Source organism: Thalassotalea fonticola, assembly GCF_032911225.1.
In the GTDB taxonomy this organism is placed as follows: Bacteria; Pseudomonadota; Gammaproteobacteria; order Enterobacterales; family Alteromonadaceae; genus Thalassotalea_A; species Thalassotalea_A fonticola.
In genome coordinates this window covers 3,876,935-3,892,696 of sequence record NZ_CP136600.1, presented here as the reverse complement: position 1 = coordinate 3,892,696, position 15,762 = coordinate 3,876,935, and the positions used below count along the sequence as shown (strand labels likewise).

14 protein-coding genes are annotated in these 15,762 nt (G+C 39.5%); 9 read left to right on the top strand and 5 right to left on the bottom strand.

Annotated features, from left to right (window positions below; genetic code table 11):
- Positions 1-3 precede the first annotated feature (3 nt).
- The 3 genes from RI844_RS15875 to RI844_RS15865 all read right to left on the bottom strand — a co-directional run bounded on the left by RI844_RS15875 (position 4) and on the right by RI844_RS15865 (position 2,867).
- Positions 4-1,017 (bottom strand): efflux RND transporter periplasmic adaptor subunit, encoded by a 1,014-nt coding sequence (locus tag RI844_RS15875; protein WP_348395648.1) that lies wholly within the window; start codon positions 1,015-1,017, stop codon positions 4-6.
- On the bottom strand, positions 1,014-2,354 hold the full coding sequence (locus RI844_RS15870; RefSeq protein ID WP_348395647.1) for a TolC family protein: 1,341 nt from the start codon (positions 2,352-2,354) through the stop codon (positions 1,014-1,016). The genes RI844_RS15875 and RI844_RS15870 overlap by 4 nt, the downstream gene beginning before the upstream one ends.
- Positions 2,355-2,477: 123 nt before the next feature.
- Positions 2,478-2,867, bottom strand: coding sequence for a hypothetical protein (locus tag RI844_RS15865; protein ID WP_348395646.1), 390 nt, complete (start codon positions 2,865-2,867; stop codon positions 2,478-2,480).
- 104 nt (positions 2,868-2,971) lie between these two features.
- Here RI844_RS15865 and RI844_RS15860 point away from each other — a divergent pair, with 104 nt between their 5' ends.
- The 4 genes from RI844_RS15860 to RI844_RS15845 all read left to right on the top strand — a co-directional run bounded on the left by RI844_RS15860 (position 2,972) and on the right by RI844_RS15845 (position 7,793).
- The gene (locus RI844_RS15860; protein WP_348395645.1) at positions 2,972-3,367 is read left to right on the top strand and encodes a Cd(II)/Pb(II)-responsive transcriptional regulator; all 396 of its coding nucleotides are present in this window, start codon (positions 2,972-2,974) and stop codon (positions 3,365-3,367) included.
- Between the two features lie 249 nt (positions 3,368-3,616).
- The gene (locus tag RI844_RS15855; RefSeq protein ID WP_348395644.1) at positions 3,617-4,870 is read left to right on the top strand and encodes a Zn-dependent hydrolase; all 1,254 of its coding nucleotides are present in this window, start codon (positions 3,617-3,619) and stop codon (positions 4,868-4,870) included.
- Positions 4,871-4,955: 85 nt separating this feature from the next.
- Complete coding sequence (locus tag RI844_RS15850; RefSeq protein ID WP_348395643.1) at positions 4,956-6,584, top strand: long-chain fatty acid--CoA ligase; 1,629 nt, start codon at positions 4,956-4,958, stop codon at positions 6,582-6,584.
- 27 nt (positions 6,585-6,611) lie between these two features.
- Positions 6,612-7,793: an MFS transporter gene (locus tag RI844_RS15845; RefSeq protein ID WP_348395642.1), complete on the top strand. Its 1,182-nt coding sequence runs from the start codon at positions 6,612-6,614 to the stop codon at positions 7,791-7,793.
- Positions 7,794-7,797: 4 nt separating this feature from the next.
- Here the strand turns inward: RI844_RS15845 and RI844_RS15840 are convergent, their stop codons facing one another.
- Complete coding sequence (locus tag RI844_RS15840; RefSeq protein WP_348395641.1) at positions 7,798-8,649, bottom strand: helix-turn-helix transcriptional regulator; 852 nt, start codon at positions 8,647-8,649, stop codon at positions 7,798-7,800.
- Between the two features lie 140 nt (positions 8,650-8,789).
- Here RI844_RS15840 and RI844_RS15835 point away from each other — a divergent pair, with 140 nt between their 5' ends.
- The 4 genes from RI844_RS15835 (at position 8,790) to RI844_RS15820 (ending at position 13,882) form a co-directional block, all read left to right on the top strand.
- A complete protein-coding gene (locus tag RI844_RS15835; RefSeq protein WP_348395640.1) occupies positions 8,790-10,175 on the top strand; it encodes an aminotransferase in 1,386 nt (461 codons plus the stop codon).
- Positions 10,176-10,255: 80 nt separating this feature from the next.
- Positions 10,256-11,578, top strand: coding sequence for a pyridoxal phosphate-dependent decarboxylase family protein (locus RI844_RS15830; protein ID WP_348395639.1), 1,323 nt, complete (start codon positions 10,256-10,258; stop codon positions 11,576-11,578).
- 2 nt (positions 11,579-11,580) lie between these two features.
- A complete protein-coding gene (locus tag RI844_RS15825) occupies positions 11,581-13,101 on the top strand; it encodes an aldehyde dehydrogenase family protein (protein ID WP_348395638.1) in 1,521 nt (506 codons plus the stop codon).
- Entirely contained in the window at positions 13,091-13,882 is a 792-nt protein-coding gene (locus RI844_RS15820) for an SDR family NAD(P)-dependent oxidoreductase (protein WP_348395637.1), read from the top strand. Before RI844_RS15825 ends, RI844_RS15820 begins: the two co-directional genes overlap by 11 nt.
- Positions 13,883-13,972: 90 nt before the next feature.
- Here RI844_RS15820 and RI844_RS15815 read toward each other — a convergent pair whose 3' ends face one another.
- A complete protein-coding gene (locus tag RI844_RS15815; RefSeq protein ID WP_348395636.1) occupies positions 13,973-14,461 on the bottom strand; it encodes an SRPBCC family protein in 489 nt (162 codons plus the stop codon).
- Between the two features lie 196 nt (positions 14,462-14,657).
- Between RI844_RS15815 and RI844_RS15810 the strand changes: the two genes are divergently transcribed.
- Positions 14,658-15,725, top strand: coding sequence for an arginase family protein (locus RI844_RS15810; protein ID WP_348395635.1), 1,068 nt, complete (start codon positions 14,658-14,660; stop codon positions 15,723-15,725).
- The last annotated feature ends 37 nt before the right edge of the window (positions 15,726-15,762 follow it).

Here is a 15,762-nt window from a genome sequence, read left to right as displayed (position 1 = left end):
CTCCTAATGATGATGCGCAGCACTGGATTTACCCAGATCGGCTTTCAGTAAATAGCTGTTTTCAACGGCGTATTGCTCACCGTTTTGCAAACCAGAAAGCACCTCAGAAAAGCTGCCATCTGTTTGCCCCAAGGTGATTTGTCGAGATTCATAGCCATGCGCATTTTTCACAAACACCACCTGTGTATCGTCAATTTGCTGGACCGCACGGTTATCGACTGCCAATGGTACGGGGACTTGTTTAACCACCACGGAGCCAGAGAGTATTAAACCAGGAAAGAATTGATTTTGTTGGTTATTTAAAGGCACTCTGGCGATAGTGAATGGCGATGCGGAATTACTAGCTACTAAGTGCTTTACCTGTGAGTTTACCCGCAGATATTCGTTATATATGGTAACGTCTTGCCCAACTGCCAGCTGCGACATCTGATTTGGGAAAATTTTATATTCAACCCATAACTGTTTGTAGTTGGCAATACTAAGCAAGACTTGTTCGTTGGCTAACTCGCCCGGATTAGCGTTACGCTGTGTGACAACACCAGATATAGGCGAGCTTATGCTATAACGCATAAGGCTATTACTGGATTCGATTTCAGCAACGACATCTCCGGCCACAACGCGATCACCAACATTGACTGATAATTTGGTGATCATCCCGGGAAAACGTGCACGCACCTGGCTCACCGCGCTTGGTTCCATCGCGGCTTTTCCATAAACGGTTATGGTTTGTTTTAGTTCACCGGACGTAGCCGTTGTTGATACAATACCTGCTTGGTTTGCCATGTCAGCAGACAATTCAATATGCCCTTCTTCACCATGTTCGTCACTATGCTCATCTGAGTGTTCATCAGAGTGCTCATCTGCGTGTTCATCTGAATTGTTATCAGCTCGTTGCTCGATGTGTTCATCAGTATGCTCTGCGTGCTTATCTTTACTGGCGTTGGCGGTTGCTGTAACGGTAAAAGTGCTGCAAAAGATCAGTGTTGCTATTATTCTCGATAAAGTAATGGCAGTCATTGTGCAATTCCTTGAAATGTGGTGTTAGTGCGATGTTGCGATGCCGGTAACGGCTCGGCGATGAGTTCTTCTATGTCGGTACCATATTGCAGAGCGGCAGCAGCGGCGTCGATCTTCGCGCGTTGGGCAAACAATAACTCTTGCCGCGCGGTGATATAGTCTAAATAACTGTATATACCATTTTGATAAGCGATTTGGGTCTCACTGAGCGCTTCTTCAAGGGTTGGGATAATGGTATTATTTAAGCTGTTGACGGTAAAAATGGCTTGTTTTCTATTGGCGAAAGCACGGTATAACTGGCTGTGCATTTTCACTAAACTTAACTCTTTTCTGGCCGCAACTTCATCCCTGGCAGCTTGCGCCGAAATGATCGCGCCAGCATTATTTTTTGCGGCAAATAACGGCACACTAAAGCTTGCCGTAAGTGCGGTATCATCCAGCTCTTGAATATGCTTAATGCCAACACTCCATTTAATGTCGGTGATTGAACTGGTACGCGCTAAACGTAACTCCGCATCTTTTAGCCGTTGCTCACTGGCAAACACTAAAATTGCTGGGTTTTGTTTTACTTTGTTAAACAGCGTATCAAACGCAACATCAGGTGAAAATTGAAACAAATTGCCTTCAACGTGTGTAAATTCTGGCGTAGTTTCGTTCCACATCATGGTTAAGGCAATTTTAGAGTATTGAAGATTTTGTTGCTCAGCGGATAGGGTAAGACGTGTATTACCTAACGCCGCTAAAGCACGTTTTATCTCCGCTTTCGGGGTGTTGCCCACCTTAGCTCGTTTTTCAACTTCCTCTAACGTTTCTTCGGCTAATTGGCTAGATTGTTGTGCTAATGCCAAACGTTCTTGGGCAGTGAGGACATTAATATAGCGACGAGTTACTTCAGCAAGCAAGGTTAGCGCTTGTACTTTACGCTCTGCGGCAAGTACTAAGCTGTGGTTTTGTACTAAACCCGTACGAGCTGCTCGCTTATCTCCCATTTCAACAATGGATGATATAGATACGGTAAACTCTGCGCTGTCAACAGCACTTAAATCACCGCTACCAGCAAAATTTTCAATTTCAAAACCAAGCTCATAGCCCGGAGTTAAATTTTGCGTTTTTTGTTGGCCTGCCAACGCTTCTTCTTTGAACTTGAATACTTTTAAAGACGGGTTTTCTTTAAGTGTAAGTTTAATTGCGGAAGACAATGTGAGCAATGACGTTCCCCCCTGCTCTTGTGCTATGGAGCAATGACTAAGCAGCAAAGCGCTAATAAAAACTAGCCATTTTGGTGTACGCCTTAGTTTATGTGCCTGCTTGCAAGCGGCACGAAAATTAAAAAACATGAGTTTTCCTATGGATAAATATTTTAAAGATGAATAAGTTGCAGACTTTGCTTGCCACTTACACCACTAGTCACCTAAACATCAGGTCACTAAAGTTACGCGAGTAATAAATAAAACGGTTAACTAGTATTTAGGAGGGCGGAGCAATGCATAATACGGAGCTGCGAGGTGCATTCGGTTATTGTTTAACAGTAATGCATCAGAAGTTTTTCCGGTTGTAGGTAAGGTGAGCGAGGTGAACATAACGTTACTGCATGCAGCACAGCATTCACCACTTTGCTCAGCGCACAAATCATCAGTATTGTCTTGATATAAGTTCGAATCGGTGTTGTTTATTGACAGATTTAATTGAGCGTTGAATTCAGCTGACAAGGTATTACTCTCATATACTGAACACATATCTGTTGCGGCAAAAGCAGATTGTGACACTAGGCTGGCAATCAATAAATATTGAGCCAGTTGCAAACCACTTAGCGCGATATTAAAGCGGAATATGTTAAAGAGTCGAGTCATTGGTTCAGCAACGATTCAATTGAGTTATTGTTGTCATTGCGGCATTATAAACCTTACAGTAACAGTAAGGTCAACGGTTATCAGAAAACTTGTGAGAAAATTCGATGAAAATTAGCCAGCTAGCTAAATTAACCAATTTACCCAATAAAACCATTCGCTACTATGAAGACATTGGCTTAGTACCTAAAGCGTTGCGCAATGACAATGGCTACCGAGAATACAGTTCAAATGATGTCGAACGCTTGATTTTTATTAGACGCTGCCGTGAATTACAAATACCGATAGAGCAAATTAAAACGTTAATCGCCGTACAGGCTGATAAGAAATCATCTTGTAAAGAAGTTGATTCTCTTATTGAGCAGCAGTTAGAAAAGGTTCGAAAAACCATAGCGGAATTAACGTTACTTGAGCAAACGTTGCATCAATTAGCAACATCATGCCCCAATGAAATTGTCGGGGAATGCGAAATTTTAAAAAGCTTAAATAAAGAAAGCAACTAATCAAAATTTAGATGAAAAAATAGTATTCATCTAAATCCTACTATAATTATGGAATGTCATTTCCATGAATTAATTACAAATAATGCTTAAAACCACAATTTTGCTCCCTTGAGAAATTACTAATTGCAGTTACTCAGCCGATTAATTGCGTAAAGTAACAATCATCACTACTACCAGCGTGGTATAGGCAAAACACAAGTTCAGCCTTACTCTTAATAGATATTAACAATTCACTATATTGAGAAACATATGACCGCTGCCAACAAATTATTTGATCCAAACATGAGAGTCAATGGTGACAGATTATGGAGCAGTTTGATGGAAATGGCGAAAATCGGTGCGACCGCTAAAGGTGGGTGCAACCGTCAGGCTCTTACTGAATTAGATAGACAAGGTCGTGATTTATTCAGCAATTGGGCCAAGAGTGCAGGCTGTACGATAAGAGTCGACTCAATGGGTAATATCATTGCTCGTCGGACTGGAAAAAATAATACTTTGCCAACAGTTATTACAGGCTCCCACCTAGATACTCAACCAACAGGCGGTAAATTTGATGGTGTTTATGGTGTATTAGCGGGTTTGGAAGTTATCAGAACGTTAAATGATAATAAGGTAGAAACCGAAGAGCCTATCGAGGTAGTAGTGTGGACCAATGAAGAAGGTGCTCGCTTTAGTCCTGCAATGATTGGGTCTGGAGTTTGGTCTGGGGAATTTGACTTAGAGTATGGTCACTCTCGTACAGATAAAGATGGCACTAGCATTTTAAATGCATTAGAAAATATTGGTTATTTAGGTGATGACTCATTTAAGCCTTCACAAGTAAAGGCCGCTTTTGAGGTACATATAGAGCAAGGTCCTATTTTAGAAAATGAAAATTTACAAATAGGTGTGCTATCGGGTGTGCAGGGGATGAATTGGTATGATTTAATTCTTGAAGGTCAACCTTGTCATGCAGGTCCTAGTCCCATGGAGTCTAGACAAGACCCATTTATGGGATTATCTACAATTACACAAAAACTGTATGACATGGTTGCCAATTACGCACCATGGTCAAGAGTAACATTTGGCGATATTAAAGCTGAGCCTGGCGCACGCAATACAGTACCAAAGCAGCTTATTTTAGCCGTAGATTTACGCCACCCTGAGCAATCAATCTTAAATGAAATGGATAAACATTTTAGAAACATCGTTGCAGAAGAATCACAAAAACTTAATTTAAAAGGCACTATTCATGATGAATGGACCTCACCCGCCGTTGCTTTCGATAAAGGTTGCATCCAAGCGGTTAGAAAAGCTGTTGATATGCTTGGCTATAGCAATATGGATATGGTTAGTGGCGCGGGTCACGATTCTGTTTATGTGTCAAAAGTGGCTGCAGCTAGCATGATATTTGTACCTTGTGAAAAAGGTCTTTCCCATAACGAGGCCGAAAATGCTAAAGCCGAAGATCTTAAAGCCGGTTGTAACGTATTACTTCATGCTATGTTAAACAGATGTTCATAAACTTATACCACCTACGTGGTACTGATTTAATATCAATATCAAGTTACTTTGGTTTAATTAGTTACACTTTGAAAAGGAAGAACCTATGTTAGGTCAAATGATGAACTCTCCATTAACGATTAATTCGGTAATGAATTATGCTGAAAAAATTCATCCTAATGTTGAAATTGTATCAGTCACCTCAGACAACCCTAGACATAGATATACATATAAAGATGCCTTTGCAAGGGTAAGACAATTAGCAAATGCCTTAAAAAAATTAGATGTAAGCCCTAGTGACAGAATTGCCACATTGGCTTGGAACGATTATCGTCACTTTGAGTTATATTACGCGGTGTCCTGTTCTAATTATGTTTGCCACACCATTAATCCAAGGCTTTTCTCAGAACAAATTAACTTCATTATCAATCATGCACAAGATCAATATGTATTTTTAGATCCTATGTTTATTGGTGCGCTTGAGCCTCTGCAAGAGCAACTAAAATCAGTTAAAGGCTTTATTGTTTTAACTAGCAAAAACAATATGCCTGACACTAATTTAAACAACGTACACTGTTACGAAGAACTAATCGCCAACGAATCAACAGAATTTGAATTTCCAAATATTGATGAGAATGAAGCAAGTTCACTGTGTTATACCTCAGGAACAACCGGTGATCCTAAAGGAGTTCTTTACAGCCATCGTTCAACTATTTTACATGGCTTAGGTGCTATGGTGCCAAATGCTTTCAATATCTCCAACAATGAAGTGGTGATGCCAATTGTACCAATGTTCCATGTAAATGCTTGGAGCTTGCCTTATATCTGCGCCATGGCGGGTGCTAAAATTGTTTTCCCTGGAAATAAAATGGCTGATGGGGAAACTCTTACTTCATTAATCAATGACGAGAGAATCACCTTTAGTGCAGGCGTGCCAACAGTATGGCTTTCTTTATATAACTATTTGGTCGAAAACAATAAATCAGTCCCAACATTAAATCGTTGTATTGTCGGTGGTTCAGCTTGTGCGTTGAGCTTAATGAAAAATTATAAACAAAACTTTGATGTTGATCTCCAACAAGCCTGGGGCATGACAGAAATGAGTCCTGTTGGTACGGTAAATACTTTAAAATCTAATCTTCAGGGTATTGATGAAACAGATCAAGATAAATTGATTGTTAAACAAGGCATTCCTTTATACGGAGTTGAAACCAAAATTGTTGATGATGAAGATAACGAATTACCATGGGATGGAGTTAAATTTGGAACGCTCAAAGTAAAAGGTCCTTGGGTTGCATCTGAGTATTATCAATTGGCCGATAGCGATGCATTTGATGAAAAAGGCTGGTTTGATACTGGTGACGTTTGTACATTTGATTCAGAAGGTTATATGCAAATTACCGACCGAACAAAAGACGTAATAAAATCTGGTGGGGAATGGATAAGTACCATTGAGATTGAAAACTTGGCTTCTGATCATTCAGCAATTAATGAGGCAGCTGTAATAGGCATAACTCATCCAAAATGGGATGAAAGACCTGTTGTGTTTGCCATAAAAAATGCTAATACAGATGTCAGTGAAGCGGAATTGCTTTCCTTTCTTGAAGGCAAGATTGCTAAATGGTGGACTCCAGATGCTGTTGTTTTTGTTGATCAACTTCCACATACTGCAACAGGAAAACTTGATAAAAAAACCCTAAGAAAACAGTTTGCAGATATGCGATTAGAGCAATAATTAGAATTACAATAAAGTGGTAAATATATGAACTCTGCAATTGAAGAAATAAAATCAATCAATACCAAAAGAACCTTCGTAGCTTGTTGTGCGCTTGGTTTAGCGGGGGTATTTATTTTTTCTATTCTTCCTCTTCTAATTGGTACTATCTCAACAACCCTTGCTCTTAATCCCTTGCAATCAGGTACTATTATCAGTACTTATTATGCGGGATATAGCCTAATAGCAATTACATCGTTTATTTGGTTTAATCGGCTAGGTTGGCGAAAAACTGTACGCTTCGGGTATTTGTTAGCTGCCTTAAGCATTTTTTCCACCATGTATTTTGATGATTATGAAGGCATCGTTATTTCGATGTTGTTCCTTGGCTTTTCTGGTGCTTTGTTTTACTCCGTCAGCATGGGAATTATTGCTAAAACCGAGAAAATCGATCGAAACTACGCTTTTAAAATGGTGCCCGAACAACTCATTCCATCATTGTTTGTTGTCCTGATCCCAATCTTTGTCATAGAAAATTTTGGCCTGTTAGGTTTAGACTGGGCAATTATTTGTACTTACTTACTACTTTCGCTTTTTTCATCTTGGGTTCCAGAAAACAATATCCACAGCAAAAAGATAGACTTCAAAGGGCTGTTCAAAAGTAAACTTCCCTTGTTTGCTTTAGGCGGATTGCTTATTTCATTTTCTGGTTTTTTAGGTTTATGGGGCTTCGTAGAAATTATCGCCAGAGAATACAATATTGATCATAATGATTCGTCAATTTTACTTGCATTATCTTTAATCGCTTCTACCATAGCACCTTTTATTAGTGGCCTGATTGGCGAACGATATGGCCGAATAAAGCCTATCGCCTTTGCATTGCTGTTTATGGTGTTGACCTTCGGAATATTGTTTTTAGACATTACCTTATATTCTTTCGGAACTTTTATCGTCCTACTAATATTGTTTTATTTCTTTGCGCTACCTTATGTGTTTGCGATCATTGCCAAAGCTGATATTACCGGAGAGTTGGCCGTATTAAGTTCAGCTGCACTAGCGATAGGTTCAATGCTTGGATCATTTATTTTTGGAGCCGTAATGGAATACGTAAGTTTGAATATGGCTTTTGGCTTTGCTTTTATTACAATTGTAACCGGCTCGTTAATTACAATATTTGTTGAAAGAAGTAATCTTCATACTTCAACCGTTACGTTAATTCAAACCGCTTAGCTAGTTATTGAAAGTATAATGTCAGAGGGTCTACGTCAGAGCCAATTTCGGTTAATGACAATGATGATAAAAATAGCGAAAACAGTTCTGCTTGTGAGCTAACCTCTAACTTTAAGTGAATATGTTTACGGTGCACTTTTACAGTGTCAGGGCTTATTCCTAATAGCTCTGCGATTGATTTTGATGAATAACCTTTTAATATTAATCTTACAATCTCGCATTCCCGTTCACTAAGAAAATCAGTAGCGAAATTTTTGAAAGCTTTACTCAACTGCAACCCCATTTCACCTTCATATTGTCCTTCCGTGTTTGGAAATGGCAGGCTAACCCGCTGCCAATGCTGGTGACAAAGCGCCTTAACAATTTTAAATGTGTTTTTTAATCTGGAGATATCTTGCTCGGTCACTACGTTATCTTTATTACGGACACCCAATGACAGAATGACTTTGCATTGTTGATCATAATTCAATAAAAATCCCAACTCATCTTTTAGCTCAGTGCCCGCATAGTAGTTTTTAAAATATTCAGACTCACTAAACTCATCCGGCGCCAAATCTGACAAATGATATATGCCCTCCTCAGCAACGTTAGACTGTAGGTTATAGAAAGGGTCGAGGAAATAACCACCACTAAAATATAAGTTTAGGGTTGTCTGCTTATGTTTGTCGGCTAAATCATGAAATACTAAAAATGGCTTTTGACTTTCAGGGTATGCAATCACAACCATGTCATCAAAAGGCGAGATGCTTTCTAACACATCAGAAAGAAATGGGTAAAACTCCTGTGTGCCAATATTTTCAATCAAATTAGCCAATGAATTAGACCATTTTTCTAATGGAGAATTAATTTGTGACACTGTTGCACCCTTTAATGTTTATATTCTCCTACTTTGCAAAATTTAATTGATAAAAGCAAGGCCATTACCCCCGAAGGGTGATACATAAACTTTGCTTAATATGATTTTATAGGGCTATTAAGAATGCGAGGAGAATCAACATGAATACAACTAGTAACAATCACTTTTGGAAAAAAGATAAAGAACACTTTATCCACCCATATACAGATTACGCAACATTCAAAGACGAAGGTAGCCAAGTAATTTCTAAAGCTGATGGTAACTATATCTATGATTCTAATGGCCATAAAATGCTCGATGGTATTGCTGGTCTTTGGTGTGCAAATATTGGTCATGGTCGAAAAGATATGGCTGATGCAATCCATCAACAAATCACCAAAATGCAATACTATAATCCTTTTGGTCATACTACCAATGAGCCAGCGGCGGAATTAGCAAGTAAGCTTGCTGAGATTTCACCAGGTAACCTTAACCATGTATTTTATACATGTGGAGGTTCTACAGCCAACGATATCGCTCTTAGATTAGTGCATTACTACAACAATTTAAGGGGCAAGCCGAATAAGAAAAAAATCATTTCCCGTAATTATGGTTATCATGGTTCAACTTATTTTGCCGCCAATTTAACTGGCATTCATGGCACTAAAGATTGCTTTGATCAAATTGCTCAAGATTTAGTTAGCCATATTTCAGCTGCTGATATGTACAGAAGACCAGCTGGTGCTGAAAACTTAACTGAACAAGAATATTGCAACTTTTTAGCGGCTGAATTAGAAAATAGAATTCAACAATTAGGTGCCGATAATGTAGCCGCGTTTATTGCTGAGCCTATAATGGGAGCTGGCGGAGTATTAGTTGCACCTGAAGGTTATCATCGTCGTTGTTGGGAGATTTGTAAAAAGCACGACGTACTGTTTATTGCTGATGAAGTAGTCACCGCATTTGGACGCTTAGGTGAATGGGTTGCGTCTAAAGAAATTTTTGATTACCAACCTGATATTTTAATTGTAGCTAAAGGCATAAACTCTGGCTATGTACCACTTGGTGCGGCAATTTTATCTAGCGACATTTATGACGTTATCAGTAAACCGCAAAGTGATGGTGGCGTGCTTTCTTTAGGATTCACCTATTCTGGTCATGCAACCGCGTGTGCGGCGGCATTAAAAAACTTTGAAATTATTGAAGAAGAAAATATTTTAGAAAATGTTCGCAACCTTGGCCCTGTTTTGCAAGATGGCGCAAAAGAATTATTAACAAATCCAATTGTTGGTGATGTCCGCGGCAAAGGCTTTATGCTTGGCATTGATCTGGTTAGCAATAAAGACACTAAAGAACCATTAAATGTTGCCAGCAGAGTGTTCACTAAGTGTATGGAGCGTGGTTTAGTCATTCGCCCAATAGTTAACCTTATAGTAATTTCACCACCATTAACCCTTACAGAAAACGATGTGCAAGCTCTACTACAAATAGTGAATGAGAGTATCGAAGAAGTTTATCAAGAAGTTTCTGCTGAAGGCCTAGTTTAATTCGCCTGTTTGCCGTACGTTAAACATTGATGTACGGCTTTTTTATTTTTAAATTATTTAAGTTTCAATCTGGAGATACCATGGGAAAAAATACAATTTACACACTGCCGACTCAAGGGCAATCCTATGATGACATTATGGGACAAGTGAAGTCTCTCAGAGCTAAAATGACTCCTGGTCAACGCGGAAAATTGGCCAGTACAACTTTCCAAGGCCAAGAAGAAATGGAAAAGGTTGTACATGATGCCTTTCAAGAATTTTTAGAGTGGAATGGTTTATTTACCTTTCAAGAAGCGTCTGCAGCCAAAATGGAAAACGAAATTCTCGATATCTGTGTTGATGTGATGAATGGCGGTGAACAAGGTCGTGCAAATTTAACCTCAGGCGGTACTGAAAGTAACTTTAACGCCTTACATGCAGCCAGAAAATGGGCAAGAGAAACTAAACCAGGCATCACTAAACCTAATATTGTCGCTCCCTACTCTACCCATTCTACCGTACACAAAGTATGCAAATACCTGGATTTAGAAGTCATTGTAGTTCCACAATTAGCCGATTTATCAGTAGATCTTGACGGTATTAGTAACGCTATTAATGAAAATACCATTGCCATTGTTGGCTCCGCTCCTAATTGGCCATACGGCACAGTAGACCCAATTGAAGAGTTTAGTGTTATGTGTGCCGAGCATGATTTATGGCTTCATGTAGATGCCTGTGTTGGTGGTTACATCTTGCCATTTTTTCGAGAGCTTGGTGTCGAAATGCCACTTTATGATTTTAGAGTATCGGGGGTACGTTCCATTGCCGCTGACTTGCATAAATACGGCTATGCACCAAAGCCTTGTTCAACTGTGATCTGGCGTTCTCAAGAAGAACAGAAATATCATTACATGCCAATCACTGAATGGGCATGTGGTTTATATCTTTCTCAAGGGTTTGTTGGTAGCCGCACTTTAGGTCCTGTCGCAGGGGCTTGGGCACTAATGCATTACTGGGGTAAAGAAGGTTATATAAATAATGCTAAACGTATCTTGCATGTTAAAGATTCTATTATTGCCAAGTGTAATGAAATTGAAGGCTTAACTACTTGGCAAACCCATGGCCCCTTGTTAATGATCGCTGCAGAAGGATTCAATATTGAGCTTGTGGTCGGTGGTATGGAAGAGTTAGGTTGGCGTTTACTTGGCGTACAAGAACCGGCGGCTATTCATTTAACCTTGGATGTTATGGAAGAAGAATATTTACAGCAATTTTTAACCGATCTTGAAAATGTTGTCAGTGAAATAAAGTCTGGAAACATCGATAAAGAGGGCTTACTTAGCTACGGCGGCGTTGGGACTGTTGAAACTGCACCGAAATGGCTATTAAGTGCCATGGAAATATTTGAGAAAGAGAATAAATAGTCATGGATATTAAAGTTACTGAGTTATTGGCAAAATACAATGCTACTCAAGATACAAAAGATTTTTTAAATAGTGATCTAGGTATGTATATTAATGGCCAATTTACTCAAGGTCATAGCGTTGAAAACATCGCAGTTATTGAACCATCTACCGGACAGCTACTCGCACAAATTACTGAAGGTACAAGTGAAGATATTAATGATGCAGTAACTGCCGCGCAACATGCATTATGTGGCGAATGGTCAAATTATAAACCCCGTGAGCGTGAGCAAGTAATGCATAAATTAGCGGCGTTAATTCGCGCTAATTTACAAACCATTGCAGAGTTAGAGTCCTTAGATAGCGGCAAGGCTATTAGTGGCTGCAAAGCTGTTGATATTGCCGGTTCGGCTAATGTTTGGGAATATTTCGCTGGTTGGGCGACTAAAATTCAAGGGTCGACTCGCAGTACTTCAATGCCAGGTAATTACTTTAGTTACACGCAAAAAGAGCCTGTTGGTGTAGTTGGCGCTATCGTGCCTTGGAACTGGCCTTTTGCTATGGCTACATGGAAATTAGCAGCGCCTTTAGCTGCAGGTTGCACCGTTGTGTTAAAACCCGCAGAGTTAACCTCACTGAGCATGTTGTACTTTATGACATTATGTGAACAAGCTGGTTTACCTAAAGGGGTGATCAATATCGTTACCGGCAAAGGCAGTACGATCGGCAATGCACTCACCCAACATCCGGGCATTGCCAAAGTATCTTTTACCGGCTCTACCGACGTAGGCAAGTTAGTCGGTAAAAATATTGCTGACGGCGTCAAACATGTGACTTTGGAGTTAGGTGGCAAATCACCAATGATTGCTTTTAATGATGCCGATACCAATGCTTTGGCTAATGGTACATTGGGCAGTATTTATTTTAATGCTGGGCAAGTATGCAGCGCCGGTTCGCGCCTTTATGTACAGCGTGGCATTTATGATGAAGTAATTGAGAAAATAAAAGCGGTTGCTGAAGGCATTAAACTTGGCACAAGTTTAGATCCACAAACCCAAATGGGCCCGGTTATTTCAGCAACTCAACAACAACGAATTATGGATTATATCGATATAGGTAAACAAGAAGGTGCCCGGTTAGTCACTGGCGGCTATAGCCTTAATGAAAATGGTTTCTTTATTAAACCAACACTTTTTGCTGATACCAATAACTCAATGAGAATTGTACAAGAAGAGATTTTCGGCCCGGTATTAGTAGTCATACCATTCGATAATGAAGCCGAAGTTATTCACTTAGCAAATGATAATGTTTATGGCCTTGCTGCCAGCATTTGGACGCAAGATATTTCTCGTGCCCATCGAATTATTCCACAATTAAAAGCAGGTAGTGTTTGGGTTAATATTCATGATCCAGGTGACCCTTCAATGCCATTTGGCGGAGTAAAGTTAAGTGGTGTAGGTAAAGATCTAGGTCCTGAGCAATTGGAATTATATTTAGAAACCAAATCAGTTTGGATCAAAATAGGAAATCAAAATGACGAATAGAACAGCTATTGTAACAGGTGCTAGCCACCCCAAAGGCATTGGTCGAGCCATTGCCATTTGCTTAGCAAGATCTGGCGTCAATGTTGTCGCAACAGATCTTCAAGGCTCTACAGGCCTTGATACTATAGCAGCTGAGATTGCCAGTCATGGTGTAAAAGGTCATGCGATTGCTTGTGATGTTACTTCTAAGCAAGACATTGAACGTGTTATCAGTGAAACCAAATTAAAGTTTGGGGCTATTGATATTTTAGTCAACAATGCCGGTGTAGGAATGGGCAGTGCCAATTTTCTCGAGGTGACTGATACAGATTGGAATATATCTTTGGCTGTAAACTTAAAAGGGCTTGCTGATTTTTGTCAAGCCGCTATTCCTGAAATGTTAAGTCAAGATAATGCCGGCTGTATCATAAACATAGCCTCATTATCTGGTTTAGGCGCAATTGAAGATATTCCAGTGTGCTATACCGCAAGTAAATTTGCAGTTATTGGTTTAACCAAGCAACTTGCTGTGCAGTACGCTAAAGATGGCATTAGAGTTAACGCTATTTGTCCTGGCTCAATTCATACCCAAATGCATGAAACAGTCCTTGATATGATAGCCAATGAAAACAACATCAGCATAGCCGAGGCTCAAAAACTTGAAGACAGTAATATACCTTTAGGCTTTACTGGAAAACCGGATGTTGTCGGTGATACCGTGGTTTATTTGGCAAGTGATAGTAGCCGTTATATGACCGGGGTAGCGTTACCTGTTGCAGGCGGTATGAGCCCTGGTTTGTAATTCACAATTTAAAAAAATACCCTTTAAACGTAAATAATTAATGCATATTCTTCAGTAAATATGCATTAATTTCTGTTCAATGAGTTAATCTTAATAAATAACACAGTCGACTTTGTAGCCTCCGATGAATTCAGATAACTTTTCCATACTAGCTTTATTCATCGCCGGAATAAGCGTAGGGATGATCCGTTTAAAATTTTCACCTTCAATATCTTGATAATATAAACGCCAAGTCATAACACCACAGTTGTTTTCATCCGCAACAACTTCAATTTCAGCAACATAATCTTTAATTGGAAAATTAGGGCCTTGGGCTAAATATACATATCTCAGCGGCGGCTGCCAATATAAAACTTTTTCATATACATCACCAAAGAAAGTGAAAACTACATTAAAGCTAGCTTCTTCATCTCCTATAGCAGGATGCATCTTCACGCTTTCAGCCAGTAGGTACCATTCAGTGATCAATTCAGGATTTCCCATTATATCAAAGACTTCTTGAGCTGAATTGTCTTTAAAATGAATCTTACACTCCATTTGTAGCTTGGCTTTAGTGAACTCTGTTATATCGAATGCCATTATTATTCCTTATCTAATACATAAATGGATAAATAAATTATGCCTATTTATAACCTTATTTTAGTTAATTTACATACCCAATGCAGGGTATCAAAAATAGAAATTGCCAAGACACCCCTAGCATACCCACAAAGGGGGAGGAAATTATTAGAAATTTAGATTAACTTATATCTATAAACTAATTGAGAGATTGAATATGCCTAAATTAAGCCCCGAAAAATTAGCCCATTATAAAACCCTAGACCGTCCAGCATTTGATTTTGAAGATGAGAGCATCAATGATTTCTTTGCTCGCTCTTCCGCTGCTGGTGTACGCTTTGATAACGCGGGTTTTTTTCCGCAATCAGGTTTCTTTCAAGCCCCGCATAAATCAGACTTAACCGATGTCGACATTGCCATTGTTGGCTCTCCACTTGACTTAGGTGCCATTGGTTTAGCCGGTGGACGTCATGGTCCTGAGGCTATACGAAAATGGAGTCACGTTATGGGACCATTTCATGATGACTCTGGCAACATTCCTTTTCAGCAGTGCCATATTGCCGACTATGGCGATGTGCCATGGTCCGCTACTGATTTACAAGTTAGATTAGAAGACATCGCTACAGTATTTCAAACATTAGGAGAAGCGGGTTGTGCAACATTAAATTGTGGTGGCGAACATACAACTGCGTACGGTGTGCTAAAAGGGCTATCTAAGGCTAACAATGACGAAGCCTTTGGCCTAATCCATATTGATGCGCATTGCGACACTATGGCTTCATGGGGCGGTGACGCAGTAAACGATGGTTCAGTATTTAGACAAGCTGTTTTGCAAGGGTTTATCGACCCTGAACGTACTGTACAAATTGGTATTCGTGGTCGTTCAAACTTTCTTTGGGATTTCTCAAAAGAATCTGGCATGACAATTATCACCGCTGACGAAGTATTTGAAAAAGGTGTTCCTTACGTTTTAGATAAGGCCAAAGAAATTGTTGGTCTGGATAAAACTTATTTTTCTTTTGACGTTGATGGTTTATGCAGCACTGAGATGATGGCAACTACCGGACCAGAGCCTTTCGGGTTAACACCAAGACAAGTGCGCGATATGATCCTTGGTAGTTATGATTTAAATATTATTGGCGCTGACATGGTTGAGTTTAACCCTGCTCGAGACCCTTCTGGTGCTTTTGCTAACGTTGCTACAGGGTTATATTGGGAATTGCTAAATTTATTAACCAATGTGCGCCGTCGCCAAAATGGTAAAGATAATCCGACTCAATGGTAATTATTTATTATTGGAATCTTGTGTAGTTGACAAAGAA

What these genes read in the sequence shown, in the direction of transcription:
- RI844_RS15875 (WP_348395648.1), bottom strand. Translation starts at nt 1,017, where the DNA reads ATGACTGCCATTACTTTATCGAGAATAATAGCAACACTGATCTTTTGC.
- RI844_RS15870 (WP_348395647.1), bottom strand. Translation starts at nt 2,354, where the DNA reads ATGTTTTTTAATTTTCGTGCCGCTTGCAAGCAGGCACATAAACTAAGG.
- RI844_RS15865 (WP_348395646.1), bottom strand. Translation starts at nt 2,867, where the DNA reads ATGACTCGACTCTTTAACATATTCCGCTTTAATATCGCGCTAAGTGGT.
- RI844_RS15860 (WP_348395645.1), top strand. Translation starts at nt 2,972, where the DNA reads ATGAAAATTAGCCAGCTAGCTAAATTAACCAATTTACCCAATAAAACC.
- RI844_RS15855 (WP_348395644.1), top strand. Translation starts at nt 3,617, where the DNA reads ATGACCGCTGCCAACAAATTATTTGATCCAAACATGAGAGTCAATGGT.
- RI844_RS15850 (WP_348395643.1), top strand. Translation starts at nt 4,956, where the DNA reads ATGTTAGGTCAAATGATGAACTCTCCATTAACGATTAATTCGGTAATG.
- RI844_RS15845 (WP_348395642.1), top strand. Translation starts at nt 6,612, where the DNA reads ATGAACTCTGCAATTGAAGAAATAAAATCAATCAATACCAAAAGAACC.
- RI844_RS15835 (WP_348395640.1), top strand. Translation starts at nt 8,790, where the DNA reads ATGAATACAACTAGTAACAATCACTTTTGGAAAAAAGATAAAGAACAC.
- RI844_RS15830 (WP_348395639.1), top strand. Translation starts at nt 10,256, where the DNA reads ATGGGAAAAAATACAATTTACACACTGCCGACTCAAGGGCAATCCTAT.
- RI844_RS15825 (WP_348395638.1), top strand. Translation starts at nt 11,581, where the DNA reads ATGGATATTAAAGTTACTGAGTTATTGGCAAAATACAATGCTACTCAA.
- RI844_RS15820 (WP_348395637.1), top strand. Translation starts at nt 13,091, where the DNA reads ATGACGAATAGAACAGCTATTGTAACAGGTGCTAGCCACCCCAAAGGC.
- RI844_RS15815 (WP_348395636.1), bottom strand. Translation starts at nt 14,461, where the DNA reads ATGGCATTCGATATAACAGAGTTCACTAAAGCCAAGCTACAAATGGAG.
- RI844_RS15810 (WP_348395635.1), top strand. Translation starts at nt 14,658, where the DNA reads ATGCCTAAATTAAGCCCCGAAAAATTAGCCCATTATAAAACCCTAGAC.